The following is a 12,437-nucleotide window of genomic DNA, read 5'->3' on the forward strand; positions in this document are numbered from 1 at the left end:
TCGCGGCGGGCTGGCGCCGGCCCGGCCGCGCCGGGGGGGGGGGGGGCCCACCCCCCCCCCCCCCCCGCGGTGCCGTCCCGGTGAGCCTCCGCCAATCTGAAGTTGCAGGTCAAAGGGCTGGTGTGATCGGTCCTCGGGGTGCTCGTGCTGGTCGTGGGCGGGAGGCAGTGGGGAAGATCATCCGTCAGCGGTTGACTTTGAGGTTCGTCAGGACGAGGAGGGCGCGCAGGAGTTGGGTGGCGCGGGCGGGATCGGTACGGAGTTTGGTGAGGATCCGCCAGTTCTTGAGGTGGGCGAAGCCGTGCTCGACCGGTGCCTGTCCGACGGCGAGGACCCGATTGGCGGTCTTCTGGCCCGGGGTGAGCTTGTGGGTACGGCTGGCGTGGAAACCGGTGACGATCACTGGGTCGTGGACGTTGTTGTCCAGGCCGCGGAAGCCGAGGTCAGCCAGCGCTCCGAGGCCGGCGTTGCGCAGGCGGTCCATGATGTGGTCGTGGCGGGCGGCGGTGTTGTCGTGGGTGCGGCCGGGCCGGGCGGCGGATATCCAGATCAGGCGCCCGTTCTCATCGGTCAGGGCGAGGAAGTGCAGGCCGTGGCTGCGGTGCTTGCCGGAGTAGTTGCGCCGGTCGGCCTTGCCGGTGCGGCGCCGGGTGCGGATGAGGGTGCCGTCGATCAGGACCAGCTCCCCGCCCTGCTTGGCGACCTTCTTCAGGGCGCGGTCCAGGCGCGGCGCCTGGGCGGCGAGCAGTCCGATCAGCTCGTCACGCCAGCGGCGGACGGTGGACTCGGACACGCTGTTGCCGCCGGCCATGTCGGCCAGGCGCTGGTCGTGCCGCAGCACGGCCAGAACGATCACCGCGATCTTTCCCGGCGGCATGATCCGCCACCGGGACCGGATCTCCTTCAGATGGCGCCTGAGGAGGCTGGCGAGGTAGCTGACGGTGCGCGTGGACAGTGGCAGACGGCACTGGTACACAAGCGGACAGGTGTCCTCGGCGCGCTCTTTGGTGTTCGTCGCATAATTCCAACGGCCGCCGGGGGCACCGTGGTTACGCCCGTGCCGCACTTAGTCCGAGCGAGGGTGCCCCTGGTCACAGGCGTGTGGTGAACCGGCCGTCGGGGAGTTTTCGCAACCAGCCGCGATCAACGAGTCGGACCAGCTTCCCGCGCAGCGGCTCCAGTTTGGCCCGGATGCTGACGTCGATGCCCAGGGTGTCGCCGACCTGCCGGGCCTTGACCGGCCCGGCGGCCTGCCGCACGACGGCGAGGATGCGCTGATAGTCCGACGGGAGCATGGTCTCCTCCATGTCCGGCGCGCGGTGCGGGATCAGCATCACCGCCTGACCGCCCACCCGCCCTGGCGCCGGGGCAGCCAAGGCGCGCTCGTCGGCGAGCTCCTTGCTCACCCGCCCAAGAACCCGTTCGGCCACGGCGAGCTCGTCCCGCTCTGCCCGCACCTCCGCCAACTCCTTGGCCAGCCGTTCTTCGAGGTCATCCAGTTCCGTGCGCCGCGCGGTGATCCGTTCCAGCAGCTCGGGATCCAGCATGCAAAGGATCGTAGAAGGCCGCCCGGCCCTGGCGAGCAGGAACCGGCGAACCGCTGACTGGCCTATGGCCGAGCGCGAGCTCAATCGGACAGCGCGATCGGGGACCATATGCCGAACCACTGCTCGGCGCCATATGCCTCAAACCGCTCCGCCTCGATGAACCCCAGCTTTGCCGCGAGGCGCATCGAGGAGACGTTGGCGGTCTGGGTGGCGAGTACCACTCGTTCGCCGGGAAAGGTGCCAGCGAACCAGTCGAGTGCCGCTGTGCACGCTTCGGCGGCGTATCCACGTCCCCACACCTGCGGTAGGAACAGGTAGCCGAGCTCGGCCTTTCCGGCGGCCTGGGGAAGATGCCCTGTCTCTCTGTAGAGCGTGATCTGGCCGATCATCGCTCCATCGAGATCGACTATGAAACGGCCGGAGCGCCGACTGGGTGTCCCTGGCATCGCGCGCTCGATCTCGTCACGCGGTTGAGGGCCACCGAGGTAGGTGCTCACCTCTGGCGAGGCCAGCAGTTCGATGACCGCCTCACGGTCCCGGGCCCCGGGCTCACGGAGCACGAGCCTCTCGGTCCTGATCGGGGCAGGCGGCCAGGCGACGGGTCCGGGATCGGTCATGCCACCAGCTAATCAACAGGCTCGGTAGCGATCAAGACTCGCGCACCGATCAACCCACCGGCCCGGACTCCACTCCCATCAACGGTGCCGGCCGGGCCCTATAAGCCACGCCTGCCGGGAAGGAATGCTCCCCCCCCCATCTCGCGGACGCAGTCAGACGGACGATCTTCCCCGCAGACTTCCGCCCGCGACCAGCGCGAGTACCCCGAGCACCGATCACACCAGCCATTTGACCTGCTACTTCAAGTTGGCGGAGGCTCACTACCGTGAGAACAACGGCTTCCGCCTCCCGGGCGAGATGTCCCCCGCCAGTGCGAACGACGCGCAGAAGGAAGCCGATCGCATCGAGCCTGTCCTCAAGCGACCCTGGGAAGCCAGGACGTGGGATCCGAAGAGCGTGCGCACGGCGCTTCTCAAGCTCGGGTACGAGGAGGAACGGACCGGGCCGAAGTGCGAGCGGCTCGGCGGGACGCTCACCGTGCGGGAAAGGGACTCACGCTTTGAGACCGGCCGCTACGTCACGCCCGAGGGCGCCCTGATCGGCCTCCGCGTCCATGACGACGCGTGCGTCACCGCATTCGTGCAGAAGACCAACTACCAGGTGAAGACCAACGGCCTGTTCCCAGGGAACGGCTGCTTCGAACCGCGCTCCGGTCACTGACCGGCCATCAGGAGGACCCGTTGCCGAAGAACCCGTTCGACGTCGTCGGCCGCGACTCGTACAGCGCGACCGCGTCCGCCTTGAACTCCGGCGGGCAGTTCTTCATGACCACGAGATGTCCGTTCTCAGATCCTCAGGATCCAATGTCTCGTGCGTCCAACATCAGGGGTCAAGGCCCCCGAACTGGACACGCATGGAACGGGCCGCGTACACCGCGGCCGGGAGCTCCCCCTTCGAACCGCCCTCGCTCTTCCCTCCCTTGCTGCGACGGATCAGGGCGACCGCCGGCCCCGGCCCGGTCAACGGCACCGCTGCCTGGCACTCGGTCGGCGGCTCCTTCCGGCTGGAGACCACCGACGGTCCGCAGTGCCCCGAACTCATCCGGCTCCTCGGAGACGGGCCCACCGGACTGGGCTGGGAAGTCGATCACAAGACGTGCACGTGCTTGTGCGACCACCCCCACTCCGGCATGGGCTGCAACATCGACTTCCGTGAACCGACCATGGGTCAGTTCGTGTACTACTCCAATGCCAGGTGGGGCCGCACCCTCACTGGCCGTCGCGAAACCGCCGCGAAACCGCCGCGGAGCTGAATCGCCTGGCCTTCGCCTGACACCGCCGTGCCGGGCCCGGCAGCCAGCCTCGGCCCGACTCCGTGTCAGAGCTGCTGCCGCACATTGGCCGCCCGGCGACGTGCAGCGCACCCCAGGCCCGGCCTTGCAGGTAGGGCAGGCGACGTCCGTGGCGTGCCACACAGAGCGTGACCGCGGACGCGGGGGCGGCTCGGTCCGGGGTTTCCGTTCGTTTATGATCAGACGGATCCGTTCATCATGGGGAAGCTGACGCCGGGGCCCGTTGCCGATGCCGTCATCGTTGAGGCAGCCCCCCCGCCTGTCCTCGGCCGACGTCAGGGTTTACACACGCTGCCGGTGGCTGACGGACATCTGTGGCACCTACGGCGATCTCGGCTGGCTGATCGGGGAGATTCCTATGCCGGACGCGGAGACCCGCGAGTCGGTCCGGCGCCTGGTCGAACTCGCGCCGCACGGAAACCGCTTCATCTCGTGTACCACGAGGGGACCCTCGCGCCGAGCGAGCGGTAGTCGCGGGCGACGGTGAGGGTGGCCTTCGTCTCGGGGTGTTCCCTGCCCCGGGCGCTGATCTGCTCCTGGAACAGCCGGTGCACCCGGGAGGCCTCGGGGGCGTCGATCTGGGGCTGGATCTCCTGAATGTGGCTGGAGACGCGGGCGTAGCCGAGGCAGATCACCATCGGCAGGGTGGGCGCCGCGACTTTCTGCGTCGTCGGCCGGGGGTGGCACCTGGTCGGGGCCTGTGGTTCAGGAGAAGTGGCTGTTGAACCAGTCCAGCATTTGGTCGGGTTCCTGGGCGAAGTAGTTGTAGCCGTCGAAGCGGCGGGTGGTGCCCTCGATCCAGAAGAGTTTCTTGTCGCTGGCGCCGATGTTGTCGTAGATGCCCTGGACGTCGGAGGGGCGGGTGGTGGAGTCGTGGTGGACCTGGACCACGAAGGTGGGTGTCCGGACGTCCTTGGCGTAGGCCAGTGGGGAGAGTTCGTCGAGGTCGAAGCTGGTGAGCTTCTTGATCTCCTGTTCGAACATCGCGATGCCGTCGGGGATGTTGTTGGCCTCGACGGCGACTTCGCCGAAGGGCCGCAGGGAGACGGGCTGGAGCGCGATCATGGCGCGGACGCCCTCGAACTCCTCGGGGTGCCTGGACATCGCGACGATGGTGGAGTTCGCTCCCAGGCAGCGGCTGAGGAACCCGATGTGCGTGTTGTCGATGTTCATCCGGGAACGGGCGTAGTGCAGGGAGCCGAGGACGTCCCGGTATTCGAGGAGGCCGATGCCGACGATGCCTCCGTTGGCGGCGTCGCTGCGTCCGTGGTTGCGCAGGTCGTAGGCGAGGACGTTGTACCCGGCGTCGTGGAGGTTCTTGTAGTCGGGCAGGAAGTTGCACTCGAAGTCGGCGAAGAAGCTGAACTCCTTCAGGTGCCCCGGGTAGCCGTAGCGGTTGCAGGGCATGGGGTGGTTGGCGATGACCAGTCTGTCGGAGTCGGCCGGGATGAACCAGCCCTCCAGGGTGGTGCCGTCCTGTGAGGGGAAGTGGACGTCCTCGTAGGCCAGGCCGTACTCGTCGGGGCGGCGCATGATGGGCGTACGGATCGAGAACGCGAGGGTACGGGCGAGGGTGGAGACGAACGCCTCGGGCGTGGGCGTAGGCGTGGTGGTGGTCATGGTCTCAGCTCCAGGGCGAGGGTGTCGGTGGTGGTGCGGACACCGTGCAGCCGGCCTCCGGGGTTCAGGCGGGTGTTTCCGACGTAGGGGTGAGGGTGGCGCGGGCCAGGGTGTGAGCGAAGAGCTGGAAGCCCAGCCAGGCCGGGGTGGCGCTGTCGTCGAGGTCGAGTCGGGGGACGTCGAGGGCGTGGACGACGAAGAAGTAGCGGTGCGGGCCGTGGCCGGGCGGCGGCGCCGCCCCCAGGAACCCCCGCCGGCCCGCGTCGTTCGCCAGCGTCCTCGCCCCGTCCGGCAGCCCGGCGCCGCCCTCCTCCCCGGCACCGGCGGGAAGCCCGCTGGCACCGGCGGGGATGCCGTGGACCGCCCAGTGCCAGAACCCGCTCGCGGTCGGAGCATCAGCGTCGTAGCAGGTCACCGCGTAACTCTCCGTCGCCGGAGGCTGCCCGTCCCAGGCCAGGTGCGGGGAACGGTCCTGCCCCGGCCCGCCGAAGATCCCGCTGTGCTGCGCGACACCCAGGGCCTGGCCGTCGGCGATGTCGTCACTGCGCAGCCGGAAGGCCGGCACCGGGGGCAGAAAACTGTAGGGGTCGGGTGACTGGGGCATCGCTCGTTCTCCAAAATGTCAGGGGCACGGGGGACAGTGGCTCGCCGATGTCACGCGGGGCGCCCACGTTCAGGATGCGCTCCGTCCGCACGATCCGCAGGTCAGGATCGCCAGGGGAACGCCGGCCGTGGCCCCCTGCCGGTGTGTGGGAAGAACAGGAGTCTTCGGTCCGGGCGGGTACACCCGCCGTCGGCCAGTCTGACCGACTCGGCGCCAGGTGTGCGGGGGCAGGTTTCTTCCCCCGCACCCGGGTGAGGGGGAAGAAACCTGCCCTGGTACCGGTGCGAGGAGCATGCGAGCGTGGACGACGCGGGATGAAGCCGGCTGCGCCTTGCCGGAACTCTTCCGCCGGCTGGGGCGGAGTCCGGTGAGCTGGACAGCACCACAAGGCCCTGCCTGCTCAGAGCCTCCGCGACGACTATTCACCCTATGTAACGGCCTAGTGCCGAGGAGAACCATGAAGACTGTGACTTTCAAGAACAAGGACCTGGATGTCGCCGCCGACATCTACCTCCCCGACGGCTTCGACCCGACGCGGAAGTACCCGGCGATCGTCAGCGCCCACCCGATCGGCAGCTGCAAGGAACAGACCTCCGGCAACGTCTACGGCACCAAGCTCGCCGAAGCCGGTTACGTCGTCCTCGCCTTCGACGCCACCCACCAGGGCGCCAGTGGCGGCGAACCCCGCTGGATCGAGGACCCCGGCCTGCGCGTGGAGGACTTCCGCTGCGCCGCCGACTACCTCGTCACCCTCGACTACGTCGACGAGGACCGCATCGGCGTCCTCGGCATCTGCGGCGGAGGCGGCTACGCCGTGAACGCCGCGATGACCGAGCGCCGCTTCAAGGCCGTCGGCACGGTCACCGGAGTCAACTTCGGCCGCTTGATGCGCGAAGGCGCCCTCAGCTCCGACACCGGCTCCGACGCGGCCATCGTGGCCCTGGACGCCGTCGCGAAGCAGCGCACGGCCGAGGCCCGGGGCGCCGAGCCGCGCGTGGACGTCGCTCTGCCGGACTCGCCGGAGAAGGCCGCCGAACTCGGCATCACCGCTCTCGATGTCCTGGAGGCCACCGAGTACTACCGCACCGGTCGCGGACAGCAGCCGAACGGTGTGAACAAGTCCCTGTTCTCCCACATGGGACCGGCCCTCGGCTGGGACGCCTTCCACCTGGCGGAGAGGCTCCTCACCCAGCCGCTCCAGATCGTCGTCGGCGGCATCCCGGGCGAATTCGGTGCCTACCGGGACGGCTTCGATCTCCTCAACCGGGCCCGCTCGGAACACAAGGACATCCTCGTCGTGCCCGGCCAGTCCCACTACGACCTGTACTGGAAGCCCGAAGCCACCGAACAGGCCCTCAACACGCTGATCCCCTTCTACAACAAGCACCTCTGACAGCCGGCCCCACACGGGGTCCACCCCTTCCTGGCCGCCTCCGGGCCTCCCGGGTCTGGCTTTGTAGGTGAGTAGTGTGCATATGACCTACGTAGCCATCAGCTCCGCGACGTCGGCACCGCGGCTGCGGACAGCAATCAGGGCGCGCTGGGACAGACCGTAGTCGAGCGCGGCCCCGCAGGCCGGGTGAGTGTCTCGCATGCGAGACGGATCGGTGCCGGCGGTGACCGCGGCCTGGACGACACCCAGGGCGCGGGCGACGTCGAGCAGCTGGTACGCCCGCGCGCGGCTGATGCCGGTAACGAGCATCAGGGCCACAACACCCCGGCCGCGCACGGCTCCCACCGGGCCCCCGGACCCTGGTCTGCTGGGCAGGGGTTGACGACGCTCGGTGGTCCGGTGAACGCGGGCGTGTCACCCGAGGGGGCTCAGCAGAGTGTGCCGAGACGGACGAAGGGCTCCGCCGGGGCGGCGCAGGCGGGCGCGGTCATGGTGGCGGAAGCGGGGAGCCCGGCCTTGGTCTGCCGTGTCTGTTCCTCCGGCCAGGTGTTGGTGCGGTAGGGGCCTGGCCCGTACGGCGAACCGTACGGGCCAGGCAGATCGACTGGGCGGGTGGCTCCCGGTGGGCGGGTCAGAAGCCGCAGTACTTGTTGCTGCCGCCGTCCTTCAGCAGGTCGTCGCGTATCCACCCGGTGGTCTTGTCCACGGTGACGTTGGTGACGAAGGTCCAGGACTTGCCGTCGTTCCCCCATGTGTAGCAGTGGTAGTCCAGCGTGTGGCTCGGATAAGCCATGCCGTTGCTGGCACAGCCGGTGCTGGAGCCCGTGCGCTGGTTGGCGCTGGTCTTGACGGTCTTCTCCCAGGCGCGGCCGTCCCGGTCCGGTCCCCACTTCCCGCAGGGCGCGCTGGCGAACAGCGCGGACGCCAGGTCGACGGCGACGACGGCCAGCCGTGGGCCGTCCGACCGGCGGAAGGAGCCCGTGTCGGTGGAGAGCCGGACGAGGAAGTCCGCCAGCAGTGCGCCGATCCCCTCCCGCGCGGAGAGCCGGTATCCGCTCAGTTGGGAGACCGCGTCCGCGGGCAGGGGCAACAGAGCCCTGGGAACGTCGAACCCGATGCCCTCATGGGGGCCGCCCGCTCTCACGTCCACGGTCCGCGAGCTGTCGATGACGCAGAAACTGAACGGGTCGTACACGGCTTCACGGTCGTCCCTGGTGACGTTCAGCGTCCCCAGCGTGGGCAGGGAGACGTTGACACGCTCGGGGTCCGACTGCCTGACCAGCTTCGGCGTCCGCAGGAATCGCACCGGCTGGAACCGGCACGGCCACACCGTCACCCCGCCGAACTCCAGCAGCCGCTGCGACACCCGGAAATCATCCCGGTACTCACTGTCCAACTCCACCGGCGAGGATGCCCGCTGTACCAGCTCACGCCAGCACTCGAACCGGTCCGCCGCGGGCACGTCCTCACTTCTGAAAACAGTCTCGATCACGCGTTCCTCCGGTGCAGAAGACCCACAACACCCGCCGCGCCCGTCGGGCGTGGCGGCACAGGACGGCCGCGGCCCCCAGTACCTCGGACATGAAGCCGCGCGGCCCCGGCCCCAGCTTTCTGAGTGAAGGCCCACCTGGAGCATGCGAGCGCGGACACTCAACTCCCTTGACGCGCTGGTACCCAAGACGTGTGGCAGCGATACCTGTCGGGGAGGTACGCCACAGCGGACCACGGCGGGCCGAGAGGAACGTCGGCCCAGGTGACCGGATATCGCTGAACGGATCGTCACGGCCTGGGACTGGTACGCGGGTGACCGTGCAACCGGCCGCGGCCAGAGCGCGGCCGACACCCTCGAACGCGCCGACGACCGGAGCCGGGCGGTCGACACGGTCATTTCTGTACGGCGGGTATCGTGCCGCCGGCACGCTCCGGGCACGTGCTGTCGTCATGGTCCCGGATGTCGAAGCGCGGGACCGGGTCGGACCGCCCGTCCGAGGGGGCCCAGCACTTGGGGGTATGCCGAGCCGGGCGCGGGGCACGCTACCCCGAGCCCGACCGGTTCGACCTCGGCCGGACGGACAAGGCCCACCTCTCGCTCGGCCACGGGCTCCACTACTGCCTCGGTGCGCCGCTGGCCCGCACACAGATCTCCGTCGCCTCGGCACGCTCCTGCGCCGCGTGCCCTCGCTCCGGCTCGCGTGCCCGGTGGAGGAGGTCCCGTGGACCACGACCTTCAGGTTCCATGCCGTCCGGGAGCTGCCGGTCGCGGTATGAGCGGATGCCGCGGATGCGTACGTGTACCTGGGCGCTGAGCGCCGTCGTCGGCCGCTTCGGTGTCCAGGGGGCGAAGAGCGTCCCCTCAGTCGAGGACCGCGGTGGCTTCGGCCTCGACCAGGCAGCCGGGTGCGGCCAGTGCCGCGACGCCCAGCAGTGTGCCCGGCGCGACCGGGGTGATCCCCAGCTTCGCCGCTGTCCGGGAAGCCCCTTCCAGGAACAGGGGCGTCTTGTCGCCGACTGATGGTCCGCCATGGGCGACCACGACGCCGCCAGCTTCCGCGCGAAGATCGGAAGGCTGGCCGACGAGCTCCCCGAGGGACACCCGGTCGAGTGTGCTTCGGGCGTGCGTGCGCGAACGACTCGACCGGCGAGGGCGGGGCCCGCCGTGCCGCTCTACCGGAAGGCGTTGGAGGGTGGGCTGACCGGCGAGCGCAGGCGGCGGGCGGTGATCCGGGTGCGAGCACGCTGCGTACGCTCGGGCATGCCGAGACGAGCGTCGAACTGCTCACCGCGGAGCGGGACAACGGCTCCGACCACCTTGACGACGCGGTCACCGCCTTCCTGGCCCTGGCACTGATCGACGTCGGCCGCGAGCGGGAAGCGGCGTGCCGGTCGCGGTAGCGGAGACCACACATGTCCTGCCCTCGGCCGGACAACGCCGCCCCGGACCCATCAGAGATCCAGAACCTCTCATCACTGACGAATTGAAGGTGTCGTTCTCCGGGAAGGGCTTGCCCATGAGGGCTGACCTGGGGGAAGGGGCAGTCGCCGGTTTGGGAGGTTCACACTTCCCCCGGTCGCACCTGCGGTCCCCCGCTGAAAGCAACTGTCCAGGCAACGGTTCAGCCGCCCTCCGGTGGTACGACCCTTCCCGCGACGGCGCGGGAAGCGCTGCGGCGGGTGTGTGGGTGATTGCGGTCAGCGGCGGGTGGTGGCCAGGATGACGAGGAACTGGCCGCCGCCCGCCTCGATGCCGGCGGTCACCGGCAGTCCCGGTACCAGCCGGGAGAACCGGTCCACCAGCCAGTCCGCCGCCTCCTGGGCGTCCTTCCTGGTCGGACAACGCCCCACGATCTCGCGGCCCCCCTTGCGCTCCAGCCTGTCGGCAACGGCGACCAGCGGCGCGGGCTCGACCACGTACAGACGCTCCGGCCAGGCGATGACCACCTTGACCGCCCCCTTACGGGTATTGCACCCACGGTGCGCGAGCCGCTCGGTGACCCTGGCCTTCCGGTCGGCGGTCCGGCTGTCCACGCTGGGCCCCCGCGGGTCGTTCACCGACTCGTCGGGGTCGACCGGTTCGTCGCACACCCAGCAGCGCCAGCCATCACGCTCAGCCACATCATCAAGAAGACTCATCCAAACAAACTAGCCTGCCCGGCCGCCACCCGCGCACCAGGGCCCCCGCAACGTCTCAACACCGGCCAACAGCGCTGCGACACCTCGCCGACCAGCGCAGCGTGCAAGGACACAGGCGTGGCGCGGGCCGGGCGGGCTCCCACGGTGGCCGTGGTGCGGGCGATCGCCGTGGTGCAGTTCCAGTTCTGCGCGCTGCGGCAGCCGTGGGCAAGCCCCCGTTCGAGGGTGGCTTGCCCACCTGGCCTCAGGAGGCTTGCCCGGGGCGGAACCGGGAGAGCCAGGTCCCGAGCGACGGCACGAACACCGTCGTGCCCGTCGGCGGCCTCCAGGGCCTCGCCCTGCCCGGCCTCATCCCCCACCCACGCCCGCATCGCGGTCGGTTTCCCGTCGGGCGTCCCCGTCGCCGGCCTCGGCGCCGCCGACAGAACCGCCTGAGCGGCCCGAGCCTCTGACACCGTGCCTACCCGCCGGCGGACAACGCCCGCACCGCGCGTTCCACCGTGGCTTCGCGCCCTTCGGGGGTCCGGGCTTGGAGCAGGGGCAGAAGGACCAGGTACTTCGCGGTCCTGTCGAGCGCCGCGAAAGCCTTCGCGGCCCGGGTGTCCGCCGCCAGCGCGGCCACCAGTTCGCCGGGCACCGCGGCCGTCGACTGCGGCGCGTATGCGGCGGCCCACCGTCCGTCCGCCTGTGCCTTGCGTACCTCGGCCAAGCCCGGCTCACGCATCCGGCCCGCGGCCGCCAGCACGGCGACCTTGGCGACATTGACCTGCGACCACACGCTCCTGGGGCGCCGCGGCACATACTTCTGCAGGTAGTACGAAGCGTCGAGCGCCCGGCGCTGACCCGATATCCAGCCCCAGCACAGCCCCACGTCGACCCACCCGGCCTCCGACGATGACGGCGGCACCACGGTCGGCGGGCAGTGTGGCCGGTGGGCTGTTCTACGGTGCGCGCTCCTACGGAGGGACCACCTACCACCGGTGCCTGAGGCTGCTGGTCGTACTGGCGGTCCTGCTGGCCACCCTGCCGACGGCGGGGCTCGTCCTCCGCGCCGGGCTGCCCGCCGTCTGGGCGCTGGTGCTCCTGGGCGTCCTGCTCGTGCTCAGCGGTCTGCCGATCGCCCCGGCCGGGGGCTCGGACCGGGCGAAGCTGCTCAGGGGCTGCGTCCCGCGGCGCCAGATCGCCTACGTCAAGGCCGGCCGGGCGGAACACGTGCAAGGGCTGGAGCAGCTCGCCCGGCACCTCGGGGCCGTCCTGGTGCGGACGGGCCGGGAGGCGCCGACCGTCCCTGAGCCAGCGGGACGGGCCCACGGTCGGAGTGGCCCGGCAGGGACAGGTGACGGTGGGTCGGTGCTCAGGGCTTCGACGGCAGCGGGATCGTCAGGTCGTAGCCGCTCTCGTCGGCGCCGGACATGAAGACCAGCCGGACCGTCAGCGACCGTGAGCCGGCCGCGGCGGCCGGCTGGGCGGAGAGACTTCCCTCGGTCCGGCTGCCGTCCGGGCTGATCCCCCGGGCACCGCCGAAGTCGGTGTACCGGTTACCGAGGTCGTCCACCGCCTCCAGCCACATGTACACCGGCTGGGCGAGCGGGGTCCGGTCGTCCGGCAGCGGCGGCGTGATCGAGTAGCGGACGGTGAACGACTCCTGCGACTGTTCCAGCGTGCGGACCTCGAATTCATGACGGCCGCCCAGGACGGCGATCCGCTGCCCGGGATTCCCGTGCCTGCTCATCC

At 69.9% G+C, this 12,437-nt stretch carries 16 protein-coding genes and 2 pseudogenes; 6 read left to right on the top strand and 12 right to left on the bottom strand.

Annotated elements, in window-relative coordinates:
• Positions 1-184: 184 nt before the first annotated feature.
• The 3 genes from ACIA5F_RS20035 to ACIA5F_RS20045 all read right to left on the bottom strand — a co-directional run bounded on the left by ACIA5F_RS20035 (position 185) and on the right by ACIA5F_RS20045 (position 2,164).
• A complete protein-coding gene (locus ACIA5F_RS20035) occupies positions 185-976 on the bottom strand; it encodes a transposase family protein (RefSeq protein WP_399354752.1) in 792 nt (263 codons plus the stop codon).
• Between the two features lie 115 nt (positions 977-1,091).
• Positions 1,092-1,547, bottom strand: a complete 456-nt coding sequence (locus tag ACIA5F_RS20040; protein ID WP_399354754.1) for a hypothetical protein — start codon at positions 1,545-1,547, stop codon at positions 1,092-1,094.
• An 80-nt stretch (positions 1,548-1,627) separates the two neighbouring features.
• A complete protein-coding gene (locus ACIA5F_RS20045) occupies positions 1,628-2,164 on the bottom strand; it encodes a GNAT family N-acetyltransferase (protein ID WP_399354756.1) in 537 nt (178 codons plus the stop codon).
• A gap of 229 nt (positions 2,165-2,393) precedes the next feature.
• Between ACIA5F_RS20045 and ACIA5F_RS20050 the strand changes: the two genes are divergently transcribed.
• Both ACIA5F_RS20050 and ACIA5F_RS20055 read left to right on the top strand, forming a co-directional pair.
• A complete protein-coding gene (locus ACIA5F_RS20050) occupies positions 2,394-2,825 on the top strand; it encodes a hypothetical protein (protein ID WP_399354758.1) in 432 nt (143 codons plus the stop codon).
• A 193-nt stretch (positions 2,826-3,018) separates the two neighbouring features.
• Positions 3,019-3,417, top strand: a complete 399-nt coding sequence (locus ACIA5F_RS20055) for a hypothetical protein (protein WP_399354760.1) — start codon at positions 3,019-3,021, stop codon at positions 3,415-3,417.
• Between the two features lie 464 nt (positions 3,418-3,881).
• Here ACIA5F_RS20055 and ACIA5F_RS20060 read toward each other — a convergent pair whose 3' ends face one another.
• From ACIA5F_RS20060 to ACIA5F_RS20070, 3 genes are all read right to left on the bottom strand, one after another.
• Positions 3,882-4,094 (bottom strand): hypothetical protein, encoded by a 213-nt coding sequence (locus ACIA5F_RS20060; RefSeq protein WP_399354762.1) that lies wholly within the window; start codon positions 4,092-4,094, stop codon positions 3,882-3,884.
• A 67-nt stretch (positions 4,095-4,161) separates the two neighbouring features.
• Positions 4,162-5,076 (bottom strand): alpha/beta hydrolase, encoded by a 915-nt coding sequence (locus ACIA5F_RS20065; protein ID WP_399354764.1) that lies wholly within the window; start codon positions 5,074-5,076, stop codon positions 4,162-4,164.
• Positions 5,077-5,140: 64 nt separating this feature from the next.
• Complete coding sequence (locus ACIA5F_RS20070; RefSeq protein WP_399354766.1) at positions 5,141-5,680, bottom strand: YbhB/YbcL family Raf kinase inhibitor-like protein; 540 nt, start codon at positions 5,678-5,680, stop codon at positions 5,141-5,143.
• A 457-nt stretch (positions 5,681-6,137) separates the two neighbouring features.
• On the opposite strand from ACIA5F_RS20070, the gene ACIA5F_RS20075 reads away from it, so the two are divergent.
• Complete coding sequence (locus ACIA5F_RS20075) at positions 6,138-7,073, top strand: alpha/beta hydrolase (RefSeq protein ID WP_399354768.1); 936 nt, start codon at positions 6,138-6,140, stop codon at positions 7,071-7,073.
• An 87-nt stretch (positions 7,074-7,160) separates the two neighbouring features.
• Here ACIA5F_RS20075 and ACIA5F_RS20080 read toward each other — a convergent pair whose 3' ends face one another.
• From ACIA5F_RS20080 to ACIA5F_RS20090, 3 genes are all read right to left on the bottom strand, one after another.
• Positions 7,161-7,391, bottom strand: a complete 231-nt coding sequence (locus ACIA5F_RS20080; RefSeq protein ID WP_399354770.1) for a hypothetical protein — start codon at positions 7,389-7,391, stop codon at positions 7,161-7,163.
• Between the two features lie 313 nt (positions 7,392-7,704).
• Positions 7,705-8,565, bottom strand: coding sequence for a hypothetical protein (locus ACIA5F_RS20085; RefSeq protein ID WP_399354771.1), 861 nt, complete (start codon positions 8,563-8,565; stop codon positions 7,705-7,707).
• An 861-nt stretch (positions 8,566-9,426) separates the two neighbouring features.
• Entirely contained in the window at positions 9,427-9,666 is a 240-nt protein-coding gene (locus ACIA5F_RS20090; protein WP_399354773.1) for a hypothetical protein, read from the bottom strand.
• Here ACIA5F_RS20090 and ACIA5F_RS20095 point away from each other — a divergent pair.
• Together ACIA5F_RS20095 and ACIA5F_RS20100 are read left to right on the top strand one after the other, a co-directional pair.
• A pseudogene (locus ACIA5F_RS20095) lies at positions 9,595-9,753 on the top strand (hypothetical protein); the annotation flags it as partial. The gene ACIA5F_RS20090 and the pseudogene ACIA5F_RS20095 overlap by 72 nt on opposite strands.
• Positions 9,732-9,965, top strand: a pseudogene (locus ACIA5F_RS20100) (tetratricopeptide repeat protein); the annotation flags it as partial. The pseudogenes ACIA5F_RS20095 and ACIA5F_RS20100, both read left to right, overlap by 22 nt.
• Positions 9,966-10,262: 297 nt before the next feature.
• Here ACIA5F_RS20100 and ACIA5F_RS20105 read toward each other — a convergent pair.
• Positions 10,263-10,703 (bottom strand): hypothetical protein, encoded by a 441-nt coding sequence (locus ACIA5F_RS20105; RefSeq protein WP_399354775.1) that lies wholly within the window; start codon positions 10,701-10,703, stop codon positions 10,263-10,265.
• A gap of 460 nt (positions 10,704-11,163) precedes the next feature.
• Positions 11,164-11,574 (bottom strand): YdeI family protein, encoded by a 411-nt coding sequence (locus tag ACIA5F_RS20110; RefSeq protein WP_399354777.1) that lies wholly within the window; start codon positions 11,572-11,574, stop codon positions 11,164-11,166.
• Positions 11,575-11,597: 23 nt separating this feature from the next.
• Between ACIA5F_RS20110 and ACIA5F_RS20115 the strand changes: the two genes are divergently transcribed.
• Positions 11,598-12,119 (top strand): hypothetical protein, encoded by a 522-nt coding sequence (locus tag ACIA5F_RS20115; RefSeq protein WP_399354779.1) that lies wholly within the window; start codon positions 11,598-11,600, stop codon positions 12,117-12,119.
• On the opposite strand, the gene ACIA5F_RS20120 is transcribed toward ACIA5F_RS20115, so the two are convergent.
• Positions 12,058-12,435 (bottom strand): hypothetical protein, encoded by a 378-nt coding sequence (locus ACIA5F_RS20120; protein ID WP_399354781.1) that lies wholly within the window; start codon positions 12,433-12,435, stop codon positions 12,058-12,060. The two genes, ACIA5F_RS20115 and ACIA5F_RS20120, sit on opposite strands and share 62 nt — an antisense overlap.
• Between the last annotated feature and the right edge of the window lie 2 nt (positions 12,436-12,437).

It is taken from the genome of Streptomyces sp. NPDC051567 (assembly GCF_044454165.1).
Classification (GTDB): domain Bacteria; phylum Actinomycetota; class Actinomycetes; order Streptomycetales; family Streptomycetaceae; genus Streptomyces.